Below are 25,287 nucleotides of genomic sequence, written 5' to 3'. Positions count from 1 at the left end.
ATTGGTATCTTGCTTTCATTTTTACTGGCTGTTTACTTGCTCTATTATACCATGACTGACTGATAGAATAAGGACAATTAAAGCCGTCCTATAAGGACGGGGCTTTAGACCCATTTCTTTGGTAAAATAGTTGCCCAACAAAGCATCCTCACAGTTCCATCTGACATTTCATTAAGGTAAAATGCTTCTTTGATATCTTCAAAATACCATTGTACAGTGAGAGATAGGCGACCAGAACGTACAGGTCTAATGGGACGAGTTTTTGGTAAGATCGATTTCATCGCCTCGTTCAGGCTATCTTCAAAGTCGATATTTTGGCTTAAATTCTCCAAAACTAAGGGCAGATTATCTCCAGATGCAGATAGGTAAATATCACTTCCACCTATTTTAGGCTCTGCGGTTCTAATTAAATTCAAATTCATGTTATTGGCATTATAAAATTGCCATTTTGAAATTAATTCAATTAATTTTCTTCTAATTTTGTAAACAGGTCGTGTATCTTCTGGGGGAAATTGACTATTTTCAAGGAGTATGGGAATTGTCAACAAACCCAAAGAATTTGTAGGAATGTTATCTAAAAGTTGAACCTGAGTTGACTCTTGACCGGGAGAATTGTTAACATATAAAAAGCCTTGCCCTAATTCTCTTTCATGTAATTCATAGTAATAGAAAGGTTGCTTGCTGGAAGAAGTTTCCTGCAAATCTTCTCCGCCATACAGATATTCTTCAGAGAGGCTCGCCCTTACTTTTTGTCGATCGATATAAAGTTTGAAATCAAGAATCGCGCTGTCTTTTTGAAGATTACCAGTTTGGTTAATTTGCGAAAAACAGTAAGCAATACTGACTTTTGCTGGACTTTCAACATTGACATCTAAGAGGCGATCGCCGCCAATTTTAGAAACAGCATCCTCAAAACTACTCACCCCCCGATTTTCGTCGGGAATAGCTATTAGACAATCTTTTAAAAATTTTAAACAACTGATGAAATTGCTTTTGCCTGAACCGTTTGAGCCGATAAATATATTAAGGTTGTTTAAATTTACAGATGGATATAAGTGTAGATTTTTATAATTCTTGGTTGTCAAAAATCGAAGAAGTGGTTGATTCATACGATCGCTCCGGTTATACTTCAGAAAGTTAGGGCAGGCAAGATGCCTACCCTACAAAGCTGAAAAATTAATTTTTCACCTTTTAACTCTCGACTTTCAAATTGCCCGTTACTGCACAAACTTCTTGAAGGCCAGCGTCACGTTGTGGCCGCCAAATCCAAAGGAATTCGACAGCGCCACATCAACTTTTAGATCGCGACTTGTATGCGGAACATAGTCCAAATCGCACTCAGGATCGGGATTTTCCAGATTAATTGTCGGCGGGATTTTGTCATTGGCGATCGACATTACCGCAGCTACCGCCTCAATTCCCCCAGAACCACCCAAAAGATGACCGGTCATTGACTTGGTAGAACTGATTGCTATTTTGTAAGCATGGTCTCCCAAGGTCTTTTTGATTGCCTTGGTTTCGGTAGAATCGTTGGGAAGAGTGCTAGTACCGTGAGCATTGATATAGCTCACCATATCTGGTGTCAAACCCCCATCCTTGAGCGCTAAAGCCATGGCTCGCGATGCACCTTCGCCCCCCGGTACTGGGGAAGTCATGTGGTAGGCATCGCAAGTTAAGCCGTAGCCGACGATTTCTGCGTAAATTCTGGCTCCACGGGCGATCGCATATTCCATTTCTTCGAGAATTAGAATGCCAGAACCTTCGCCGACAACAAAACCATCCCGATCGCGATCGAAAGGACGGCAAGCATGAGTTGGGTCATCATTGCGAGTCGAAAGCGCCCTCGCCGCAGCAAAACCCGCCACACACAAAGGTGTCACCGCAGCTTCCGTACCGCCACAAATCATGGCTTGGGCGTAACCCCCCTGCACGAGGCGAAACGCATCGCCCACCGCATTTGACCCCGCAGCGCAAGCGGTAACAGTGCAAGAGTTTGGACCTTTAGCACCCGTTTGAATTGCGGTCAGGCCAGCAGCCATATTCGCAATCATCATCGGAATCATAAACGGGCTGCATCGATCGGGGCCGCGATTCAGATAAATCTCTTGCTGGTCTTCTAAAACCTTCAGCCCGCCAATGCCAGTGCCAAGAATGACACCCACCTGTTCTGCGTTCAGGTCATTAATCTCAAACTTCGCATCAGCCAGAGCCTGTTTGCTAGCTGAAACTCCAAACTGAGCAAAGCGATCCATCCGCTTTGCTTCCTTGCGCTCTAAATAGTCGTGAGGATCGTAACCCTTCACCTCTGCGGCAAAGCGACAGTCGTGCCGCGACGAGTCGAATAAGGTGATCGGGCCTATACCATTCTTCCCGGCAAGCAACCCGTCCCAATACTCGGACAAAGTATTACCGATCGGTGTAATCGCGCCGAGACCCGTAATAACAACGCGCTTACGCTCTAAATTTGTCATGATTTCAGTTTCAAAAAAATTAAACACCCAGAACGCAGAACAAAAGAGGAGTTTTCAGTTGTCTAACTTGTCTCCTCTTAGGGGAAAAGGCAGGTATTTTATGCTTTTGGAGCGGCAAGTTTGCTGCTGATGAAGTCTACAGAGGCTTGAACCGTGGTAATTCCTTCGGCTGCCTCGTCTGGAATTTCAATATCAAACTCTTCTTCCAAAGCCATTACCAACTCTACTGTGTCTAAGGAGTCTGCTCCTAAATCGTTAGCAAAGCTGGCTTCTGGCTTGACTTCAGCAGGATCGACTTCCAGTTGATCTGCCACGATTTTCTTGACTCTAGCAAAAATGTCCTCTTGACTCATACCATCATTTCCTCATTGGTTGCTGCGTATCTGATCTTATCCGAAAGGGGGATCTTCAGGAAAAAGGCTTGCCACTTTTCTCACTGACACTGTGTGTGGGGAGTGAGCCGTGGGCATTGGTAGCAAATTCAGGACTGTGGCGGGGGTGCGATCGCTATTTTAAGACTGCGGATCTAGATCCAACTTTAACTTGCAGAAACTCAGATTGCCAACGACTCCAGTAGTCGATCGGGTTACTCAACCTTAATAATTGTCTAAAACTAGGTAAGGATATGGAGAACACCAACTAAGCAGGAAGCATCCCAACTTCGTTAGCGCAGCCCTCGAAGAGGATCGCCCTCCTTTGTTGTCCCTTGCCTTGTTGTACCCAGCAGAAACAATTATGCCCTCCCCAAATCTCAAATATGCTTACTTTCCCGGTTGCGTCGCCCAAGGTGCCGCCCGCGAACTTTACCAGTCTACCCAAGCCCTGACTCAAGCCTTGGGCATTGAATTGGTGGAACTCAAAAAAGCTTCTTGCTGCGGTTCTGGCACTTTCAAGGAAGATTCGCAATTATTGGAAGATACGGTCAATGCCCGCAATATTGCTTTAGCTGAGCAACTGAATCTGCCTTTACTCACGCATTGCAGCACTTGTCAAGGGGTAATCGGTCATGTGGACGATCGCCTCAAGGATTGCCAAAAAACCGATCCCAACTACCTAGAACAAGTCAATGGTTTACTGCAAAAACAAGGCTGTTCGCCATATCAAGGCAGTACCGAGGTGAAACATCTGCTGTGGGCGATCGTTGCCGATTACGGTTTGGAGGAAGTGCAGAACCGCGTCACTCACAAGCTTGCGGGTTTGAAGTGCGCGGCTTTTTACGGCTGTTATTTGCTGCGAGCTCAGGATAAACTGGTTTACGATGACCCGCACCAACCGGAATCGATGGAAAATGTGTTTCGGGCGATCGGCGCAACTCCGGTTTACTATCGAGGACGGACTCAGTGCTGCGGCTGGCCCCTAGCAAGTTATGCCACTAACCAATCTTTTCAGATGGCTGGCAAACATATTGTAGATGCTCTTGACAACGGTGCTGATTGTATGGTAACACCTTGTCCGCTTTGTCACTTAAATTTGGATTCGCGACAGCCGGAAGTGGAAAAAGTAATTGGGCGCAAGTTGGGTTTGCCGGTGCTGCATTTACCGCAATTGGTGGCTTTGGCTTTGGGTGTTGAGCCAAAAAAACTAGGACTAGACAGACATATTGTTTCCACAAAGCCCGTGTTGGAAAAATTAGGCTTTTAGTCTATGAATTTGCTCAGGTTTGTAGTAAGGACTTTAGTCCTTTCTAACACTGAACATCAAATAACTGTGAAGTTTTGTCGCTTTTTGGCTAAGTGCTTCCAGGCACTGCGGTAGACTTACTTTTAATTCTCTGTGCAGGTTATAGCGGTGGCATCAAGCCGTCAAATCTTTTAACTCGCAGAGTCCGCAAATTTTTAGTGACTCGTTGGGAGCCTTTATTCAATGTCTCATTCAGTCAAAATCTACGATACCTGCATCGGCTGCACTCAATGCGTCCGCGCTTGTCCGACTGACGTTTTGGAGATGGTGCCCTGGGATGGCTGCAAAGCAGCTCAGATTGCCTCATCTCCCCGCACAGAAGACTGTGTAGGCTGCAAGCGTTGCGAAACAGCTTGCCCTACCGATTTTCTCAGCATCCGGGTTTACCTGGGAGCAGAAACAACTCGCAGTATGGGTCTAGCTTACTAAAATTCGATCGACACGCGATCGAACTACAAACACCGGAGAGGGGGCGATGACATTGCTCCCTCTCTTTTGCTGTGGCATCTACATTCTGCCCCAGTTAGAAGCTATGGCAACAGCAAGCAGAGCGATGTGAAAATGCAGCGATATAGCCTTTCGAGCTCTCCTATGAGGTACAATCGATCATTGGTAATTGGTAATTGGTAATTGGGAATTGGGAATTGGGAATTGGTAATTGGTAATTGGGTATTGGCTATGAGAAAAGTCACTAATAAGTAACCACTAACAATTCGCCATTCGCCATTCGCCATGGACACTCCTTTGTATCTCATTAATAATATTTTTTATTTTATATTACAATAAAAAACCCTAATATTAATACCGTTCGATGCACAGTGATTAATAATTAATCTAGTGATTTGATTAATCGAATCTGGCGAATCCCTTCCATCTTAGTCTTAAAAGGACGGGGTTTTCCGCTTCCCGTGCTATCTTGATAAAAATTGGTTTTGATTTACGATCGCTAAGCAGGAGTACCTCAAATGTGCGGAATCGTTGGCTATATCGGCACCCAAGCAGCAAGCGAGATTTTGCTAGCAGGATTAGAGAAACTGGAATATCGGGGTTACGATTCAGCGGGCCTCGCTACCATCTGGGAAGGGAAAATTACTTGCCTCCGGGCCAAGGGTAAATTGCACAACCTGCGGGAAAAACTAGCAGAGATAGAATCTCCAGCTTCCATTGGTATAGGACACACTCGCTGGGCAACTCACGGTAAGCCAGAAGAATATAACGCTCACCCTCACATGGATAATAGCGGGAGGGTTGCAGTAGTTCAAAATGGAATTGTCGAAAATTATCGCGAATTGCGGGAAGAATTAAAAGCGAAGGGACATAAATTTGTTTCCGATACGGATACAGAAGTTATTCCTCATTTAATTTCTGAATTATTGGCTGAATTCACAAGGAATAAGTCAGAAGCAGATGCCGAGATTTCATTTTTAGAAGTCGTTTTAAAGGCTGTAAATAGATTAGAAGGAGCCTTTGCAATCGCGGCGATATGTGCAGACTTTCCCGACGAATTAATTGTCGCCAGACAGCAAGCTCCTTTGGTAATTGGCTTTGGTGCTGGCGAATTTTTCTGCGCTTCTGACACCCCCGCCTTAGTGTCTCATACCCGCGCTGTTTTGTCTCTGGAAAATGGAGAAGCAGCCAGACTAACTCCCATGGGAGTTGAAGTTTACAGTTTTGCAGGGCAAAAGCTGAAAAAAAGCCCGCGCCTCCTCGGCTGGAGTCCGGTTGCAGTGGAGAAACAGGGCTTCAAACACTTCATGCACAAGGAAATTTACGAACAGCCCGCCGTAGTCAGAGCTTGTTTAGAGACTTATTTAGACAACAACTGGAACCCTGAAAGTCAAGACTCTCCGATTAATCTCAACTTGCCAAAGGAGCTTTGTGCTGATGTCGAACAAATTTCGATTTTAGCCTGCGGAACGAGCTGGCACGCCTCCCTAATTGGCAAATATTTGTTGGAACAGTTAGCGAATATTCCTACTTCGGTGCAGTACGCTTCCGAATATCGTTATGCACCGGCACCGCTGACAGCCAATACTTTAATTATTGGGGTAACACAGTCGGGAGAAACGGCAGATACACTGGCTGCTTTGGGAATGGAACAACAGCGTCGAGCGGGTTTGACTGATAAATTTCGGGCGAGAATGTTAGCGATTACTAACAGGACAGAAAGCTCGATCGCCCACATGGTACCACACATTATTAACACCCATGCTGGTATCGAAGTTGGGGTGGCAGCTACCAAAACTTTTGTCACTCAGTTGATGGCTTTCTATTTCTTAGCCTTGGATTTGGCACATCAACGACAGACTATAAGTAACGAAAGATTGGCAGAAATCCTGCTTGGTTTGCGCCAGTTGCCTGCTATAATTGAAAAGTTTTTGGAGATTCAGGAACAGTATGTGGAGGAATTGTCCCACCAGTTTACTGAAACCCAAGATTTTATCTTTTTGGGACGGGGAATTAACTTTCCCATTGCTTTGGAAGGGGCTTTGAAACTGAAGGAAATTAGTTACATTCATGCCGAAGGATATCCTGCTGGAGAGATGAAACATGGCCCGATCGCTCTTTTGGATGCCAAAGTGCCTGTAGTCGCGATCGCCATGCCGGGAAGCGTCTACGAAAAGGTACTTTCCAACGCTCAGGAAGCGAAAGCTAGAGATGCCCGTTTAATTGGCGTTACCCCCAAGCAAGGTGCGGCGGAAGCGGATATTTTCGATCATGTTTTGCCCGTACCTTTGGTAGATGAATTATTGTCACCAATTGTTACCGTAATTCCCCTACAACTGTTGGCTTATCATATTGCGGCGCGACGGGGTTTGGATGTGGATCAGCCTCGGAATTTGGCGAAGTCCGTGACAGTGGAATAATTGGTTATTGGTCATTGGTTATTGGTTATTGGTTATTGGTTATTGGTTATTAGAATCAACAAATAACAACTAACAACTAACAACTAATACCATTTCTCTAAAATCGTGCAACAATCTTTGACCCCCCCTAACCCCCCCTTATCAAGGGGAGGGACAAGACTATCGTGCAACAATCTTTGACCCCCCCTTATCAAGGGGAGGGACAAGACTACTGTTGCATTCTTTTTTAAAATTGGTATAACAACTAACCAATGCCCAATGCCCTATTCCCCATGCCCTATTCCCCATGCCCTATTCCCTATTCCGCCAATTGCCGCCAACAGTAGCCAGCTTATAGTATTCACTCGAAAATCAAACACGGTGACATCTACGGTGTTAAATAGGGTACAGGCTGCGAAAGCTAATAAATAACTGAAGAAAATTAGCCGATCGCCTGAATTATATTCTTGACAAATTACCGAATTTATGATAGCAGTATCGGGAAAATTTGCCTCAGTTTGCTGTGTGGTTATTGGTGGCGGTGGAATATCCACAGGAAAATGCGATCGCCAATTTAGCAACAGCAAAACACCCCTAGCCAAAATCCATCCAACTAAACCCAAAAAAAACAGCGTTACTGGTATTCCCGTTTCCGCAGTCAGCATCAGTATCAAACTGTGAGGATGACCAAGCCATTCGTGCATTTGAGCTTCATAAAGAGCCGTAAAATTTCGCAACCCCCAACCAGTCCAAGGACGCTGCTGAGTCATCGACCAAGCAAATTGCCATTGAGTAGTTCTTAAAGTCGCTGTCGGCCGATTGGGAAACATCTCATCCGTGAGTCTCGCCCAGAAGAAAGCCGGAATAATAGTTCGTAAATATTGCCGCAAAGGTTGGGGGCCAAAAGCGGACAAAAAAACTGCACCAACACCACTAAAAACCGCAGCTAATATTTTTTTCCAACCTGCATAAATAGCAAAAGCCACAGCAGCCAAAACGGCCAATCCCCAAGCATTACGAGAATTAGTAAAAATTAAGCAAACAGCATTTCCTAGGACGGCAAAAGTTAAAAACAGGAATGGGGAATTGGGAATTGGGAATTGGGGAACCCCCCCCTCGCCCCCCCCAAGGGGGGAATTGGGAATTGGGAATTGGGAATTGGGAATGGGGAATGGGGAATGGGGAATGGGGAATTGGGAATTGGGAATTGGCAGTTCATTACTTGTTTCCCTTATCCTTCTTCCTTCTTCCTGAAGCGGTTCCTGAGCCCTTCGGCGTAGTTTATCCTGAGCGTAGTCGAAGGGCTCAGGATAAACGCAGTCGTTGGGCCTTATTCCTTCAATACACAATCCCAAAGCTAAAATAAAAACAATAGTTAGATAACAAGCTAAAATATTGGCATACATAAATACAGAAGCCATCCTACCAGGAGGATTGCCTTTGGGTTCGAGTACCCAGCCAAAAACGGGCTGTAATTGAACAATGCCACTCCACCCAAAAAATTGCTGTCCCAAACCCAAAATTATGACGGGAATTGAACTAATTACGATTATCCAAGACAATTGCCGCAATTGAGTGGGAGTTTGAATTAAACGACTGAATGCCACAAAAAGTATAAAAAACGGCAAGAAATTACCCAATCCTAAAACAGCCTCGATGTGGTTGTTAGCAAAAACCGCCGTGATGACTAGCAACACGCTGAGAATTGCGAAGCCTCGATTCACCGGGTGACTGCTAATTTGGCTAAATTTTTGTTGGGAACAAGTGCCGATTAATCCCAGGAAGATTCCTAAAGCTCCCAAAATCGGAATTACAGGAAAAATCAGCACTCCCAATTGAGCGAAATTCCAAGGGGTTTGCAAACTGCGATCGGGATGTTTTTGAAGTCGAGATTTGAGATTTTCTACTGTCAGTTTTACACCTAATTTTAACCGTTTTTTACTATTCACCGACACTCCTAATCTAAAATCTACAATCTCAAATCTTTAGGCTAATTCCCAGGTGCATTCCGATCGCGTTAACCGAATTTGAGCCAAGGCAAAAATGGTAGGAATAATCCGACTATAATTAGTTGAAATCGAGCGCCAGCCTAAATCAGCTAAAAACCACGTCCACAATACCGGACCGAGAAATGAAAACACACTCCGCGTCACACCGTAACGAGCAGCACTTGTCGCCATAGAGCGTCTGGCCGTCTGAATGGCGACATAATTTTGAAACTGGGTGGCTGCGGCTGTTCCCCCGGCGATCGCTGCTTGTTTTGCCATTTCATAGGTGGCAAAGTGCAGTGCAAATTGATGGGCCATGAGTTTGAGTAAAACTGGTTTGACGATGGAACTAACAGCTAAAGCGCTACCACCTTTGAACAGTAAACCCAAGGGGTCTTTTTCCGCAGAAATTGGCAGAGGTTCCGAGAGTTTAGACTCGACAATTGCTCGCTGTACTCGTACAGTCAAGGCTTGTTTTTCTTGGGAAGGTAACTGCTTCCAGGCGCGGCCCATTAAGTGCAAAAATACTTCTGCTTCTAAGTCGGTGGTTGACAACTGTTTGGGATAGGGAATTTTGAGATAGCGACAAACTTGAATTAGGGCTTGTCTGTAAGTTACTTGTTCAGTCCGCCCTCTGAGTACCGTCAATCCGTCGGCTGAGAGGTAGCGAAACCGTTGTTCTACGGCATCTAGCCAAGCTTCGCGATCGCGACTTTGGACATCGATCGGTGCTGGGGTTTGCACGTAATCTAAAGGGTTAAACCTGCGGCTGAACAGGAGTTCTGTCAGTTGTTGCAATTCTTCTTCTGTAGCCAATTCTAGCGCTGCTCTGAGTTCGTCCAAGATTTTTGCCCTCCCTTATGGGATTTTAGATTTGAGATTTGGGATTGCTGTTGTTTGACAACGATGGGGTTGGGAAATTTGCCTACAGTGGCATTTTTTTTAACTGGTCTTAATCACGGATTCGTGCTGTCCTTAATTCTACTACTTGGTGCGGGGCGATGGCGGGGAGCCGCCCTAGCTAGGACTGTCAACACTTGGCCGCAAGTGGAAATAGGGGACAGAAACTTCCCCCAGAGCCTTTAAGCTGATAAGTGGACATCTGCTAAAAAGCTAGTCTTGGGTGGGCCCAATGCCTATCCCACAAGAGTTTTTGGAGATGTCTCATGACTAATGACTATTGAGTATTGACTAATTATGTTTGATGTTGCGGTGATTGGTGCTGGTATGGCGGGGCTGAGTTGCGCTCAACAGTTGCGTCTGGCTGGTTATTCTGTGGTGGTTGTGGAAAAATCTCGCGGTGTGGGGGGCAGAGTTGCTACTCGTCGTGTTAACGGTACTAGGGCCGATCATGGGGCTCGCTATCTGGAATCCCAGGGGGATGCGGTGCAGGGGTTAATTGATGTTTTGGTCGATCGCGATATCCTGAAACTGTGGACTGATACTGTTGGGGAATTCCGAGAGGGAGAAAATGGAGTCGGGGGAGAGGTTTTTTCGATTCCCAGGGACTGTTATGTTGCACCTGCTGGAATGAATGCTGTCGGTAAGTACCTGGCTGAGGGTTTAGAAATTTGGTCAGGGCGTCGCGTAGAAGCTATTTCTACTACAGATAACCAAAGGTGGCATCTTTCTCTGGAAGTTACTGATGATAATTTTAACAAGCCTCAAGAATTGATTGCTAAGGCGATCGTAGTCGCAATTCCTGCACCCCAAGCTTTACTGTTTTTAAAGGCAGACCTGGGATTTTCGCCAGATTTTCTTGACAAATTGCACTCGGTTAATTATGACGCTTGCATTACGGTTATGGCTGGCTATTCTGCGGAACGCCAACCCGATTTGAGTAATCTAAATTACCGGTGGAAAACTGTTGATTTTCGAGATAATTCTGATTTAGCTTGGATTGGTTTTGATAGTAGCAAGCGACTGGAATCCCCTCAGCCTGTGTTTGTGGTTCACAGTAGTGCAAGTTTTGCCGATCGCTATTTTGAGGCGAAGGATTTGCCTAGTGTGGGTCAACAATTGCTCGATCGCACTTCTGAATATTTGATGCCTTGGCTAAAACAGCCTGAATGGTTGCAGGTTCACCGTTGGCGCTATGCTTTTTGTCGAAATCCTTTGCCTGTTTCTTGTTTGACTGCTGAGGGCACTTTACCCTTAGTTTGTGCGGGGGATTTGTGCGGAGGAAGTCAAATCGAAGGTGCTTTGCGATCGGGTTTGGCCGCCGCTAATTCGGTCAAATCATTGATTAATCAGATAAAAGTCGATCGCGGGCAACAGTAAAGTCACAAAATAGTAAACTAACGGTGCTGTAAAAACATAACTGTCAGTGCGATCGAGAATGCCACCGTGACCGGGGATCAACTGCCCCGAATCCTTAACACCGGCATCTCGTTTCATCATCGACTCAGTTAAATCTCCCAACAAACTGGCAACACCAATCAACAGACCAAAAGCAGCCCCAGTATAGGGCCAGCCAGGCCAATTCAAATACCAAGACCCGGTGGCGGCAACTGCTATACTGCCACAAACTCCAAACACGGCACCTTCAACCGTCTTTTTCGGGCTGATGTGGGACAGGGTAGTGCGGCCGAAGAATTTGCCGACAAAATAAGCGCCAATGTCTGCGGCCCAGATGCAAAGGAAAGCCAGCATTAGGGAAGTTAATCCCAAAGAAATATGGCTGATATTGATCCAAGACTGGGGATAAATTTGAGTTAGTGAATTGCTGGCCACTTTTTGACCAAATCCAGTTGTTGCTTGATAAACAGGGTCAAGTCCGACTCGCAGCCGTATCCAATAGCTGGGCAAATAACCGCCGTAGAACAATCCTAAAATTGAAGCGGCAATATCGGCGATCGTCGATAGCTTAGGCTGGAACAGCAGGTAAAAACAGATGAAGGTTCCAGCTAGGGGAAACATAGCATCTACCAGTTGTGGCGCAAGGGCGGCGGTAATTAGCAGAACTTGACTGACAACTAAGGTAGTTTTGGCAGCAGGTGCAATGCCCTTAGCCCTGGCTAGTTGAAAATATTCTAGTTGGCCCAGGTAAACGATGATCCCGAAGCCGACGGTGAAGTACCATCCGCCCAATATAATCATTCCCAAAGCAAGGACGATCGCAACTATTCCACTGAGGATACGAGACCAAGGCATAAAATGAATTTCTCTTGCAGACGGGGGCGGGTGATTCGATTTTGGATTTTGGATTTTAGATTTTGGATTTTTGTAGGGCACGGGTTCTTCCCCCATCAGTCATCCAAATATCTCAAGTCAGGCGGTCAATCGAGCTATGTTTGCCCTTAATCTTAGTATGAAGGTTAACGGGACTTAAAAAAGGTTAAGAATTACATTTAGTCATGAGTCATTAGTCCTTAGTCATTAGTCCTTAGTCATTAGTCATTAGTCATTAGTCATTAGTCATTAGTCCTTGGTCATTAGTCCTTGGTCATTAGTCCTTGGTCCTTAGTCATTAGTCCTTAGTCCTTAGTCCTTAGTCCTTAGTCCTTAGTCCTTAGTCATTAGTCCTTGGTCATTAGTCATTAGTCATTAGTCATTAGTCATTAGTCCTTGGTCATTAGTCCTTGGTCATTAGTCCTTGGTCATTAGTCCTTAGTCCTTAGTCCTTAGTCCTTAGTCCTTAGCTAGAGGCCGGGAAGCCCCACGCCATCAGTTGTAAACCCTCTCGAAGGTTAGGTATTACCGGGCAATCTTGGAGTTCTATCAAGGCTACAGAAAGCCGTCGCATTTATGCCTAGGGTTGTTTACCCTGATGACTGATGACTGCTGACTACTGACTAATCTAGCTTTTCGCCACTGAGAATAAATATGGGATTGACAGCGGCAAAGGTTTGACTGAGCCCACGAGTCTCTAGGCGGTTGACGGCGGACTGAACTACTTCAATGTTGCGGACTTGCAATTGGGCGAAGCTTTCGGAAAGGGCGTAAAGATTCTCTAAATTGCTGGCGGTGGCGACAATTCGACCCTGGGGTTGTAAGTACCCCCAGACTTCTTGGACAATGGCTTTAATGGGGCGGCCTCCTTCTATGCAAACTCGGTGGGGGGGGTGGGACAGATTTTTGAGGCATTCCGGGGCGCTACCTTCTATGACTTCAACGTTGTTGAGCTCGAAGCGATCGCAATTTCTGCGAATCAAGTTGGCTACCTCTTCATCTCTTTCGATGGCAATAATTTGACCTTTGGGACATAATAAACCTGTTTCTACGGCGATCGTACCAGTACCTGCACCAATGTCCCAAACCACTGAGTCTGCTTGTAGTCGTAGGTGAGAAATTAACAGCAGTCGGACTTCTCGTTTACTCATGGGAATACCCGGTAAACGTTCAAATAAATCGTCTGGGATACCAGGAGTGACGTAGGGCCAAAGCATAGTTGTTCTATTTGAGATTTTAAATTCTAGCCAGACCGCAGTTGGAAATGAGGAACCTTGAAAAATTCTCCCCATTTCGCCCAGCCTTAATATTTACTTTCGCACAACGTTGAGACTTTGGAGGTGGGTATCGCTGCAACCTGTCATTTTACCACCTGCGGAGTGGATTTGTTTGAGGTATTCCAGGGCTTTTTGGGTAATGATTTCACCGGGCATCAACACAGGTATGCCTGGGGGATAAGGACAGATGAGTTCGGCACTGAGTCGATCGACTGCTTTGTCTGCTGCTACTGTTTCTGTTGGGGAAAAGAAGGCCTCGCGGGGAGAGAGTGGAGGAGGGGGAAAGTCGGGGAGTGGGAGAGTGGGGGATGGGGAGAGTGGGGGATGGGAAAAATCTTGTTTCTTACTTCCCCCATTCTCCCCTTGGGAACCATGAGGGAGGGGTTCTTCTTCCTTCTCCTTCCTTCCAGCTAAAAGAGTACAAGCTTTAACTAAACTATCAATATCTGATTCTGTATTTCCCAAGCTGATAATAAATGTGAGATGTTGTGGCATTGGCAATTCTGCGGTAACGCCGAGTTGAGAGTGCAAAATTTCATCTGCTGCAAATCCTGTGATTCCCAAGTCAGATACTTTTACTGTCAGTCGCGTGCGGTCTAAATCGACAAAACCGGGTGTATTTAATGTTTCTAAAACTGATAAACCTGGAATTTTACTGATGGCAGATCGCGCTTTTTCTGCTAGTAGTAAAGTTTGGGTCATCAACTGTTGGCCGTGGAGGGCAATTTGTTGACGGGCGGAGTCTAGAGATGCTAATAATATGTAACTGGGACTGGTGGATTGTACTAACTGTAAAGCTCGATTTAATTTGGGGATATCTACCCTGGAACCCTTGACATGGAGCATTGAGGCTTGTGTCATTGCACCGAGAGTTTTGTGGATTGATTGTACTGTTAAATCGGCTCCTGCGGATAGTGCTGGTTCTGGCAAGTTGGGATGAAAGTTGAAGTGTGCGCCGTGGGCTTCATCTACTAATAATGGTATGTTGTATTGATGGGTAATTTTGGCGATCGCCCGCAAATCCCCACACACGCCGTGATAGGTTGGATAAAGCACCATGACTGCTTTGGCATCGGGATGCTGTGTTAATGCTGCTGCGGTAGCTTCTGGGGTGATGCAGTTAGCAATATCCCAATCCGAGTTGTACTCTGGATTCACAAAAATGGGAATTGCACCGGATACAATCAAACCAGAAATTACCGATTGATGGATGTTTCGAGGTAGGATGATTTTATCTCCCATGCCGCAAGTTGCGACAATTGCCGCGATGATTCCGCAAGTCGAACCGTTTGCTAAAAACCAAGTATGTTCGGCCCCAAATGCCTCAGCAGCTAAATTTTGAGCTTCTGCAATTACGCCCTCTGGGTTAAAGAGATTATCTAATTCTGGTAATTCGGGGAGGTCCGATCGAAATACTTGTGGGCCTAATAACTCAACTAACCGCCCTGAGATTCCTTGACCGCCTTTGTGTCCGGGGGCGTAAAATGGGGAGTGATGGTGATTTGTGCGATCGCGCAAAGCATCTAATAAAGGCGTGTTTGTTTGAGAGTTCATCCCTGATTTGTTTCATCCTGAGTTGATTATTTGACGTAAAATTAAGTTTTGTATAGCTCCATTCCCGAGATTACCTCGATCCCTTTCTCCTAAATTAACATAATTAATTAACCTAAAACACCACACCCTTTAAAATCATGAAAATTTATGAGTTATAATGCGTCCAGGAATGTCTAAGAATCCCAACTCGCTCCGTAAGCCGGAATTCCTTTGACTAAACACGCACTCACAACGGTTTTAGTGACGGATCTATTAGATACGCAAAATACAGCTTGAGCTCGAAATTCACGGGCGATTTGAATTGCTAAATCACCTACATTCGGTCTACCGAGTTCGCCTGTATCATAAATTTTTAAGCGTGAATGATTGGAGATTAATGACCACATTTTCTTGCCGTAAGTTAACTGATGATTATTGCCAATCCAGAGTATGTAAAGTTTATGCTTGTTTTCCAGAATATGAGGTAAAACAGGAGCTATTCCCGCTCCCGTTGCAACTACCACCACTCTGGAATAAGCATTAATTGAAAACATGAAACCGGGCGGTTTAAATCTTCGCACCCAAAGATGTTTGGGAATATCACCTGTCTGAACTTTGTCAATCAAGTTTTTAGTCCAGTCACCAGAGGCGCCAATAATTAGCTGGATTTGCGATCGCCCAGTTTTTCGATCAAAACTCGTTCCTGCCACGGAAAATGAATGCCATTCCACCAAATCTGTACTGATTCGGGCAAATGTTCCAACATCTCCCTTGCCAGGAAATGTCAAAAGAGCTACGTTTGGCGAAGGACAACATATCCTAAAATTATTATATTTCTGTACAGTTATCCAAGGTAAAAATATACTAAATACAATTAAATAAGGTGTAAGATTAGTTCGTTCCGTACTAATACGGCCAGAAAAAGATTGCCAATACTGAAAGTGGCTATCGGGGCTAGACTCCAATTTTCTGTGATGTAAATACTGGATAACAGCAGAACATTTACAATGGAAATTACTATCCACCAAAAGTGGTGCATATTCCAATTGTGTATCATCAAAAAACGGGCTTTTGTTTGATATTTTTGATAAATGCCGATGCAATATTCGCTCATGAGATCCTTCTACAATCAATCTAACTGTTTAATAAGGCAGAATTGTTTGGATGAATATCAATTAAGTTTAGAGAATACTGCGACGAAAGTAACCAGCTTAAAGTGGAGTTTTTTACCTATAAAAAAGGGTCGGCTAATGCTGACCTTTGGTTCGGTAAATAACCTGAACTTTTGGCTAGGTGGTAAGCAAAACTACAAGCTGACAATACCTCGTTTTAAGGCTGTAATCGCGGCCTGAGTGCGATCGGCAACTCCCAATTTGCCTAAAATATTGTTGATATGAAATTTGACTGTACTTTCGCTGATGTGTAAAATTGTGCTAATGTCATGGTTACATTTACCCGTTACGATGAGGCGAAGTACCTCCAATTCCCGATCGCTCAATTGAGCATTTTCCATGCGTTCAGCTAGTTTGACACCAACGGCGATCGGGATATACTTTTTACCACTAACAACCGTGCGAATTGCTGCAAAAAGTTCATCAGGTTCAGCATCTTTCAGCAAATAACCTTTTGCGCCAGCCCGCAGTCCGCGATAAATATCTTCATCACCATCATAAGTAGTTAACACCACAATACGGGCAGTGTCAAACTCCGCACAAATGGCGGTAATAGCCGCCACACCATCCATTTGTGGCATTCCCAAATCCATTAGCGTCACGTCGGGCTGATATTGGCGGAACATTGTTAATGCTTCCTGTCCATTATTAGCGTGGGCGACAACAGTTAGATCGGGTTCTTGTTCCAACAAAGCGGTTAAACCTTGCCGCCAAATTGCATAATCGTCAGCAATTAAAATGCGAATTATATTTGATTGTTGAATCATTTTTCCCCCTGTTAATCGCAAACTGACTAAACTCCTCCCTACAAACTGATGATAAAGTAAACAGTAACCATAGGCTGTAGGCAAATTTTGGGAATGTCTAGCTAACTACTGTTAATAATCCTCTTTTTTAATCACCGAATCAAGTGACAGATACCGCCTCCCCCAAAGGATGTTCCTGCAAAACAACTTGCAGATATTTCCCAGTATAAGAACGAGGATTTGCTGCCACGTCCTCCGGTGTGCCAGCCACAATTATCTCACCTCCCTTATCTCCCCCTTCCGGCCCCAAATCGATCGCCCAATCGCAGCACCGAATCACATCCAAATTGTGTTCAATTACCAAAATAGAATTCCCCTTATCCACTAATCTTTGTAACACATTTAACAAATGATGAACGTCATAGAACGACAAACCCGTCGTCGGTTCATCTATCAAATAAAGCGTCTTCCCAGTAGCGCGACGGGACAATTCCGTTGCCAATTTCACCCGCTGTGCTTCGCCCCCAGAAAGGGTGGGTGCGGGCTGTCCCAACTGAATGTAACCCAAGCCAACATCAGCCAAAGTTTGCAGTCTAGCACCAGCCCTAGGAATGTTTTTAAACATTTCCAAAGCTTCCTCCACAGTCATGTTCAAAACATCAGAAATTGACTTGCCTTTATACTTCACTTGCAGGGTTTCCCGGTTGTAGCGCGCCCCTTTACAAACCTCACACTGCACGTAAACATCGGGCAGAAAATTCATCGAAATAACGTTAACACCTTGACCGCTGCAAGCTTCACACCTGCCTCCTTTGACGTTGAACGAAAACTGTCCGGCTTTGTAACCTCTGGTTTTAGCTTCAATGCTTTCGGAAAACAAATCTCGAATCACATCAAAGACTCCCGTGTAAGTGGCGGGATTGGAACGTGGTGTACGACCAATGGGAGATTGATCGATGACTATTACCTTATCAACTACATCTTCTATAGAGCGTTCACCTTTTGTTTTGAGCGCGTCCATATCGGGTGGTAAAGGAACTTTTTTGGTGAGGTAGTGTTGTAAGGAAGGATACAGCAATTCATTGATTAATGTAGATTTTCCCGAACCTGAAACTCCCGTAACACAGACAAGTTTTCCGAGGGGAATTTCTACATTAATATTTCTTAAATTATTGCGCCTCGCATTGGTGATGGAGAGGGATTTGCCATTGCCTTTTCTCCTTTGGGCAGGGGTTTCAATTACTCGCTTTCCTGACAGATAAGCACCTGTTAAGGATTCCTCAGCAGCTAGCAAGTCTGCTAAAGTTCCTTGAGATATGATTTTGCCACCGTGCACGCCGGCACCTGGTCCGATATCCACAATGTGATCTGCCGATCGCATTGTTTCTTCATCATGCTCTACGACAATCAAAGTATTGCCTAAATCTCGTAACTTTGTTAAAGTTTGCAGCAGTCGAAAATTGTCTCTTTGGTGCAAACCAATGCTGGGTTCATCCAAAACATAAAGCACTCCGGTCAAACCGGAACCGATTTGAGTAGCTAGTCGAATTCGCTGGGCTTCCCCACCAGAAAGGGTCATGGCTGCGCGGTCTAAAGTCAAATAATCTAACCCGACATCAAGCAAAAATTGCAGTCTGGCTTTGATTTCTCTGAGGGCTAAATCGGATATTTGAAATTGCCGATCGCTCAATCCTAAATTATCTACTCGTTGCCGGCATTCCCGAATCGAAATACTGGTTAAATCTACGATGCCGTATTGTCCCAACCGCACTGAAAGTGCTTCGGGTTTCAAGCGTTTGCCGTGACAAACTTGGCAATTTTTATCAACACGATACTGTTCCAACTTCTGCTTAATCAAATCAGAACCAGTATCTTCGTACTGGCGCTGCAACATGGCTATTACACCCTTAAAATCTTTCCTGAAATCGGTGTTGCTGGTGTCGCGTTTCTTGTTGTCTGTGGTTTTCTTTTCCTCGTTGCCATACAAAATTACCCGCTGGTGTTCCGGCTTTAAACGATACCAAGGAGTGTCAATATTAAATCCGCAAGCATCAGCAACACTGCAAAGTAAAGAGAGATAATAGGAATTATCTTTATCAGACCAAGGGGCGATCGCACAATAGATAGGCGCTTTCGCATCCGGGACTACCAACTCTGGCGCAAAGGTGCGTAAACTGCCCAAACCGTGACAGTTTGGACACGCACCATAGGGCGAATTAAATGAAAATAACCGGGGCGACAGTTCTTCCATTACTGCGCCGTGTTCCGGGCACGCAAAATTTTCGGAAAATACGATGGGTGGATTTGGTTCCGAATTTTCCTCTGTTGGTAACTCCTCTACGATCGCAATTCCTTCCGAATGACGCAGACAAGTCGAGAGAGAATCAACTAGACGTTCTTCTAAACCAGGTTTTTTAATTAACCTGTCAATAACTATTTCGATGTTGTGGGTATGATTTTTATCTAATTCAATATTTTCCGAAAGTTCTAAAATCTCGCCGTTAACTTTGACCCGACTAAATCCTTCGGCGGCTAAACTGGATAATAATTTGCGGTGAGTGCCTTTTTTTCCGCGTACCACGGGCGCGAGAAGGTGAAAGCGAGTACCGTCAGGAAGGGCCATGACGCGATCGCACATTTCATCAATTGTCTGTGGCGCAATGCAGCGATCGCAAATCGGACAGTGGGGTTCGCCAGCTCTGCCGTAGAGTAATCTCAGGTAATCATAAATTTCTGTAACAGTGCCCACAGTCGATCGCGGGTTGTGGGAAGTGGACTTTTGGTCGATCGAAATAGCCGGACTCAAGCCCTCAATTGCGTCCACATCCGGCTTATCCAACTGTCCCAAAAACTGTCGCGCGTAGGCGCTGAGAGACTCCACGTAGCGGCGCTGTCCCTCGGCAAAAATTGTATCGAAAGCCAGGGAAGACTTACCAGAACCGGACACACCCGTAAACACGATCAGGCGATCGCGCGGCAGTTCCAAATCAACATTCTTGAGGTTGTGCTGTCTGGCACCGCGAACCCGAATCGTATTTTGGTTATGAGAGTTAGGATTCGTCAGATTATGCCCGTTGAGGGATGCACTTGGCTGGCTGTTTGAGGTTTCGGGGCGTTGGGACATGGGAGTAGTGCAAAACAGTGCTTAACTATCTTAGCGCTGCCTTTGGAATAGCTGGCATCCAAACTCAAGAATATCAAAGAATCGTCAAATAAGTTTCCGTCGCCCCGTGGGGCTAAACCTGGAATCTTTGATTTTTCAAATCCAGTTGCATATTCTGTACGAATTAAAAATTATCCTTGGTCTTCCTAGGTGATATCAAATCCTTTCTTCATCGTCTTGTATTAAACTCTCTCTTGTCTTCCTTCGCGTCCTTAGCGCCTTCGCGGTTAAATCATTCCGATACAACCGGAATTGATAGGAGATGCTGGGAACTATGGCACGCCAATAAATTTATGAGTTTGCAAAGATAACCTGTAATTAGGATTTTGTTTTAGCAATTCCAAGATAATCGGAATAGCTGCATCTTTCGAGTTCCATTCCGGTTGTAAAAAAACCGGAATATCTACATTAAGTGCCAAATGTTTATGATAAAATTCCACTTCTTTACCAGTGCTAACCACCAATTTAATTTCATTAGCTCTACTCCAAAAAAGCTCTTGTACCGGATATTTAGGACTGACGTGTTCTTTAGGAGAAAGAGTAATCCAAGCCTGGGGTGAAACATCTAGCCAGTAAGCACCGGAAGTTTCAATACTCACTTGCTTATCGGCGGCTAACAAAGCTTGTATTAACTCAGGTAAATCCCGGTGAATGAAAGGCTCACCGCCAGTGATCACAACTCTTTTTGACTGCAACTGAGCGAGCAATTGGGCGATCGACTGCGACACAGCAGGTAAACCTTTGCCACCATTGGAGTAACCAGTATCGCACCAAGGACACCTCACAGGGCAACCAGCCAATCTGATAAAATCAACTAAAGTCCCCGTCCAGTATCCCTCGCCTTGAACAGTAGACTGAAAAGTTTCGTGAATAGGAAATTTTACTTGTAAATTAGACCCCATAATTTCTGCCTTAAACCAATTAATTAGGTTATTTGAATATAGTATTAAATGGTTCCCAGACTCTTCCTGGGAACCCATGTAACTCTTGCTGTGCCTCGAAGAGTGGAGTCTAGTGGAGGCAGAGCCGACGGATCTACCTTACCCGATTGGTGAGAACATTGCAGTACCTACAAGTTATATTAGTTAGGCGGGTCAAAGCGGTTGACGGAGAGAGCAACACCGATCATGGGTAAAGCTACACCAAAACAAATTAGCCACTGATCCAAATTCATGGGAGCCGTCTCAAATATGCTATTGATAAACGGAGAATTGGCAAAGATAATCTGCAAAACCATCGCTACTACAATTCCCACACCGAGGGCGGGGGCACCACTAACTTTTTCCTGAGAACCGCTAAATTTAGCCATCAAAGAAGGTAACAATTGGCTGAGGCTTAATAGGTAAAAAATTCTCCCCATTACTAAAGCTTGAATGGCCATGGTGCGGGCGAGTTCGATGGTTCCCCAATCGGCTTGGCGCACCCATTCAAACATTCCGAAAATCACAGTCCAGTTGTAAAGAGAAATAGCGATAATTCGCTTGATCCGATTGGGAGTCAGTAAAGGTTCGTTTGCCGATCGCGGTTGTTGTTTCATGACTCCCGTGGACTTGGGCTCAAAAGCCAAGGGCACAGTCATCGTAATCGAATTGAGCATATTCAGCCAGAGAATTTGTAGGGACAAAATCGGCAATTCCCGGCCCAGCAGCGTGCTGAGCAAAATTGTCATCGATTCTCCGCCGTTGACTGGGAGAATGAAGCTAATTGCTTTGAGCAGATTTTTGTAAACCGATCGCCCTTCTTCTACAGCAGATTCGATCGACGCAAAGTTATCATCCGTCAGAATCATATCAGCGGCTTCCTTAGAAACCTCCGTACCGCTACCCATCGCAATCCCGATATCGGCTTGTTTGAGAGCGGGCGCGTCGTTAACGCCATCTCCCGTCATCGCCACAATTTCACCTTTGTGCTGCAAAGCTTCTACCAGGCGCAGTTTTTGTTCCGGGGCGACGCGGGCAAAAACTGAGCCGGCTTCTACAGCTTCGGCGAGTTGATGCTTATCCATGGCGGCGAGTTCGGCGCCGGTATAAGCTACAAGTTCTCTGTGGTGCTTGGTTTTGCGGAATCCCATGCGACGGGCGATCGCCTTGGCTGTAGCGATGTGGTCGCCAGTAATCATTTTGACTTGAATGCCAGCGGTTTGACAAGCTTGGACGGCTGCGATCGCTTCTGCCCTGGGTGGGTCGATCATACCTTGAAGGCCCAAGAAAATCAGCCCTGATTCCAAATCCCCATGATTGACGGAATTTTGGCTTTCTGGTACTGGCTTTTTGGCAAAAGCCAAGACACGCAAGCCTTGTTCTGCCATTGCATCAACTTGATGGTGAATTTGTTCGCGATCGACTTGAACCAAATTTCCTTCCGTATCGAGGCTGGAGGCGCAGCGGCCCAGAATTGATTCTACCGAACCTTTAACGTACAGAATTTTGTCGCTGGGAGTGCGGTGCAGCGTCGCCATGTATTGAAACTGCGATTCAAAAGGAATTGAATCTAGCCGCGGCATTGACTTTTCTAAACTTTGCTGGCTCAAATCGGCTTTTTTGCCAGCAGCAATTAACCCCCCTTCTGTCGGATCTCCCACGACAATCCAATTATTGTCTTTAAATTCCAGGTGAGAGTCGTTGCAAATCATTCCAGCTTGCAGACATTCTTGCAAAGTTGGAGCCTGACTAACATTAATTGGGAGTTTGTTGAGTTGAATTTCCCCTTCGGGGCTATATCCCGTACCCGTAACCGAGTAGGATTCGCCACCAGAATAGATTTCTTGCACCGTCATCTGGTTTTCTGTCAAAGTTCCGGTTTTGTCGGAACAGATGACTGTGGCGCCACCTAGGGTCTCTACAGCCGGCAATTTACGGACGATCGCGTGGCGAGACGCCATCCGGGAAACGCCCACGGCGAGGGTAACGGTGATGACGGCGGGTAAGCCTTCGGGAATTGCACCGACAATTAGCGCGACTGCTGGTTCGACAGCTTCTTTAAAGGCTGAAACTCCTGGTGCTGCTGGTTTGCCCAATCTAACAGCAAAGGTCAAGGTTGCCATTCCCAACACGAATAGCAGCCAGTTTTGACTGAATTCGTTGAATTTGCGGGTTAAGGGCGTGGTGAGATCGATATGTCGATCTAATAGTTGGGAAATTTTGCCGGTTTCGGTTTTATTGGCGATCGCAATTACGATACCGCTACCTTGACCAAAAGTGACAAAACTGCCAGCATAGGCCATATTGTCCCGTTCTGCTAGGGGCGTTTCTTTCGGTAGCACCAAGTCTCCCGATTGTCCTAATTCTTTTTCGACGGCTACGGATTCCCCAGTGAGTCCCGATTCGTCTATTTGTAAGTCGCGCACTTTAATTAAGCGCAAGTCTGCCGGTACTTTGTCACCGGAAGTTAGGGTTACTAAGTCCCCCACCACAAGTTCTTTTGAGGGAACTCTTAATTTTTTGCCACCCCGAATCACTGTAGCTTCCGTAGTGACAGCTTTGGCTAGGGCTTCGATTTTTTTCTCGGCTCCCGCTTCTTGGATGAAACTGATAGTAGCATTGGTGGTGGTGACTCCCCAAATTACGCTGGCGTTGAGCCATTCTCCAATCAGGGCTTTGATTAAACCAGCACTCAGCAAGATGATGAGGAGGGGCTGGTTAAATTGCAGGACAAATTTTAACCAGGCGGGTTTCCCTGCTTTAACTGTTAGTTCGTTGGGACCGAATTTTTGTTGGCGAATGGCAACTTCGCTCGATTCTAAACCTTGGTCTAGGTTGGTTTCTAAGATAGTTGCAACCTTCGATCTTTCTAGGTAGTGCCAATATTGCTCTGCTACGTCTACATCGTTGGCGGCTATTGCTGGCATGATTTTTCCTGAATATTTGCTCTTGAGTCTGACGAGCTGTTATCGCTCCTGAATAGGCCCGCTTAATATATTAAGCTAGCTAATGGTTTGTTGGTGGCTTTAACGAGCTGTGACTTAGATCGATCTTACAGCGGATGTGCCCGTCTGTTGCCTGATATGGGGAGAATTTTTTTCAAGGAAGAAGCAAGAAAAAAAATTCTCTCCCGCTGGCGATCGCAAAGCGTGTTAAAACCTAGTTAAGCGACCAAATTCTGAACTTATGGAAATACTTGTGACGCTGGTGCTCGGCTCGGTGCTCTTAGTCTGGGGAATCAGGTTCGGAAAGATGTTAGTTCGATCGGGAGTAACGGCTAATGACTTATTTAAGGGCCGAAATGCGATCGCCCTGCTGTTTTTGGGTTTTTATATTGCCTTGCTGCTACTGGCTCTAAATCTGCCACAAATACCAGCTTTGCCTATTGAGTGGCGCGTCCACGGGATGCGAGTTACCTGGACATTGTTGCGAGTAATGTTGATGGGAGTTTGCGGTATTGGCTTGAGTATAAGTTGGCATACAGCGCGATCGCAAGTAATTGCCGTCATCTTAATAGGCTGCTTAGGATTGGGCGGATTTACCAGCGCCCAATCCTATTTCATGGCACCAATTTACGCTGATTTAATTGACAATTTGCAGCCAAACGGTGTATTTCGGCAAACATCTAACAGTAGTTGTGCTCCAGCAGCCCTAGCCACAATCTTGAGAAGGTGGGGGATGAATGCGACCGAATCTAGTGTAGCCCGTTTGGCACGAACCAGTCGTTTAGGAACTTCCATGCCCCAGTTAATCATAGCAGCAAGAGCTTTAGGAATGCAAGGAATTGAACTAACTCCAAGTTGGGAGCAAATACAGCAAATTAATCGCCCCGGAGTATTAGCAGTTTGGCTATTTGACGGCCCTCGCAAACTTCCCCACGCCGTCGCTTTATTGGGAATTAATCATAATATTGCTACCATTGCCGATCCGGCGCGGGGCAGAATTTTCTATTTAGACAGAGCAACCTTTGCCCAGATTTGGCGCGAGCAATACGTGCCAATTTTTCGTGCTGCGGATATCTTGTTAACTGACAAACAAGCTAGGGATTATTTGAGTAAGTTGGGATATAATAGCAGCAATTTGAAAGCAGACATCGAGCGCTTTCAAACAGATAAAAAATTGAAAGTAAGTGGTAAATTAGATAGAATGACTGAGTTAATGTTAAGCGGCGATTTTTTGGAAGGAGTGCCGAGACTGGACGGGAAATAAACAAGGAAAGGTAGGGGCGGGTTTCACCAACCATAAACGCCAAAAATTGCTAACCTCGAAAACCCGCCCCTCCACTGGACGGGAAATAAACAAGGAAAGGTAGGGGCGGGT

General features: G+C 45.4%; 18 protein-coding genes. 5 read left to right on the top strand and 13 right to left on the bottom strand.

The features are described 5' to 3' along the window. Window positions 1-104 precede the first annotated feature (104 nt). The 3 genes from AAFP14_RS21345 to acpP all read right to left on the bottom strand — a co-directional run bounded on the left by AAFP14_RS21345 (window position 105) and on the right by acpP (window position 2,824). On the bottom strand, window positions 105-1,109 hold the full coding sequence (locus AAFP14_RS21345; RefSeq protein WP_341734212.1) for an AAA family ATPase: 1,005 nt from the start codon (window positions 1,107-1,109) through the stop codon (window positions 105-107). A gap of 108 nt (window positions 1,110-1,217) precedes the next feature. Then, complete coding sequence (gene fabF / locus AAFP14_RS21340; protein ID WP_341734211.1) at window positions 1,218-2,471, bottom strand: beta-ketoacyl-ACP synthase II; 1,254 nt, start codon at window positions 2,469-2,471, stop codon at window positions 1,218-1,220. A gap of 98 nt (window positions 2,472-2,569) precedes the next feature. Continuing rightward, entirely contained in the window at window positions 2,570-2,824 is a 255-nt protein-coding gene (acpP, locus tag AAFP14_RS21335) for an acyl carrier protein (RefSeq protein WP_341734210.1), read from the bottom strand. 382 nt (window positions 2,825-3,206) lie between these two features. Here acpP and AAFP14_RS21330 point away from each other — a divergent pair, with 382 nt between their 5' ends. The 3 genes from AAFP14_RS21330 (at window position 3,207) to glmS (ending at window position 7,018) form a co-directional block, all read left to right on the top strand. Then, a complete protein-coding gene (locus AAFP14_RS21330) occupies window positions 3,207-4,112 on the top strand; it encodes a CoB--CoM heterodisulfide reductase iron-sulfur subunit B family protein (RefSeq protein ID WP_341734209.1) in 906 nt (301 codons plus the stop codon). A gap of 222 nt (window positions 4,113-4,334) precedes the next feature. After that, window positions 4,335-4,580 (top strand): photosystem I iron-sulfur center protein PsaC, encoded by a 246-nt coding sequence (psaC, locus tag AAFP14_RS21325; protein ID WP_015175986.1) that lies wholly within the window; start codon window positions 4,335-4,337, stop codon window positions 4,578-4,580. A gap of 536 nt (window positions 4,581-5,116) precedes the next feature. Continuing rightward, the gene (glmS, locus tag AAFP14_RS21320; RefSeq protein WP_341734208.1) at window positions 5,117-7,018 is read left to right on the top strand and encodes a glutamine--fructose-6-phosphate transaminase (isomerizing); all 1,902 of its coding nucleotides are present in this window, start codon (window positions 5,117-5,119) and stop codon (window positions 7,016-7,018) included. A gap of 263 nt (window positions 7,019-7,281) precedes the next feature. Here the strand turns inward: glmS and AAFP14_RS21315 are convergent, their stop codons facing one another. Together AAFP14_RS21315 and AAFP14_RS21310 are read right to left on the bottom strand one after the other, a co-directional pair. Then, on the bottom strand, window positions 7,282-8,946 hold the full coding sequence (locus tag AAFP14_RS21315) for an O-antigen ligase family protein (RefSeq protein ID WP_341734207.1): 1,665 nt from the start codon (window positions 8,944-8,946) through the stop codon (window positions 7,282-7,284). Between the two features lie 36 nt (window positions 8,947-8,982). Beyond that, window positions 8,983-9,828: a YaaW family protein gene (locus AAFP14_RS21310; protein ID WP_341734206.1), complete on the bottom strand. Its 846-nt coding sequence runs from the start codon at window positions 9,826-9,828 to the stop codon at window positions 8,983-8,985. A gap of 354 nt (window positions 9,829-10,182) precedes the next feature. Between AAFP14_RS21310 and AAFP14_RS21305 the strand changes: the two genes are divergently transcribed. After that, the gene (locus tag AAFP14_RS21305) at window positions 10,183-11,265 is read left to right on the top strand and encodes an NAD(P)/FAD-dependent oxidoreductase (protein ID WP_341734205.1); all 1,083 of its coding nucleotides are present in this window, start codon (window positions 10,183-10,185) and stop codon (window positions 11,263-11,265) included. On the opposite strand, the gene AAFP14_RS21300 is transcribed toward AAFP14_RS21305, so the two are convergent. The 8 genes from AAFP14_RS21300 to AAFP14_RS21265 form a co-directional block, all read right to left on the bottom strand. Next, the gene (locus AAFP14_RS21300) at window positions 11,224-12,138 is read right to left on the bottom strand and encodes a phosphatidate cytidylyltransferase (RefSeq protein ID WP_341734204.1); all 915 of its coding nucleotides are present in this window, start codon (window positions 12,136-12,138) and stop codon (window positions 11,224-11,226) included. The two genes, AAFP14_RS21305 and AAFP14_RS21300, sit on opposite strands and share 42 nt — an antisense overlap. Before the next feature lie 641 nt (window positions 12,139-12,779). Then, a complete protein-coding gene (gene cbiT / locus AAFP14_RS21295; RefSeq protein WP_340518917.1) occupies window positions 12,780-13,373 on the bottom strand; it encodes a precorrin-6Y C5,15-methyltransferase subunit CbiT in 594 nt (197 codons plus the stop codon). 93 nt (window positions 13,374-13,466) lie between these two features. After that, complete coding sequence (locus AAFP14_RS21290; protein WP_341734203.1) at window positions 13,467-14,987, bottom strand: aminotransferase class I/II-fold pyridoxal phosphate-dependent enzyme; 1,521 nt, start codon at window positions 14,985-14,987, stop codon at window positions 13,467-13,469. 173 nt (window positions 14,988-15,160) lie between these two features. Continuing rightward, entirely contained in the window at window positions 15,161-16,099 is a 939-nt protein-coding gene (locus AAFP14_RS21285) for a ferredoxin reductase domain-containing protein (protein ID WP_341734202.1), read from the bottom strand. A 173-nt stretch (window positions 16,100-16,272) separates the two neighbouring features. Beyond that, window positions 16,273-16,905 (bottom strand): response regulator, encoded by a 633-nt coding sequence (locus tag AAFP14_RS21280; protein WP_472851075.1) that lies wholly within the window; start codon window positions 16,903-16,905, stop codon window positions 16,273-16,275. 139 nt (window positions 16,906-17,044) lie between these two features. Further along, window positions 17,045-20,008 (bottom strand): excinuclease ABC subunit UvrA, encoded by a 2,964-nt coding sequence (uvrA, locus tag AAFP14_RS21275; RefSeq protein WP_341734201.1) that lies wholly within the window; start codon window positions 20,006-20,008, stop codon window positions 17,045-17,047. Window positions 20,009-20,319: 311 nt separating this feature from the next. Further along, the gene (locus AAFP14_RS21270) at window positions 20,320-20,949 is read right to left on the bottom strand and encodes a 7-carboxy-7-deazaguanine synthase QueE (protein ID WP_341734200.1); all 630 of its coding nucleotides are present in this window, start codon (window positions 20,947-20,949) and stop codon (window positions 20,320-20,322) included. A 179-nt stretch (window positions 20,950-21,128) separates the two neighbouring features. After that, window positions 21,129-23,894 carry a cation-translocating P-type ATPase gene (locus tag AAFP14_RS21265; protein WP_341734199.1) on the bottom strand — a complete coding sequence of 922 codons (2,766 nt, stop codon included), beginning with the start codon at window positions 23,892-23,894 and terminating at the stop codon, window positions 21,129-21,131. 259 nt (window positions 23,895-24,153) lie between these two features. On the opposite strand from AAFP14_RS21265, the gene AAFP14_RS21260 reads away from it, so the two are divergent. Further along, window positions 24,154-25,176 carry a cysteine peptidase family C39 domain-containing protein gene (locus tag AAFP14_RS21260; RefSeq protein WP_341734198.1) on the top strand — a complete coding sequence of 341 codons (1,023 nt, stop codon included), beginning with the start codon at window positions 24,154-24,156 and terminating at the stop codon, window positions 25,174-25,176. The last annotated feature ends 111 nt before the right edge of the window (window positions 25,177-25,287 follow it).

Source organism: Microcoleus sp. EPA2 (assembly GCA_020882975.1).
Classification (GTDB): Bacteria; Cyanobacteriota; Cyanobacteriia; order Cyanobacteriales; family Microcoleaceae; genus Microcoleus.
This window is presented reverse-complemented; position numbering and strand designations above follow the sequence as displayed.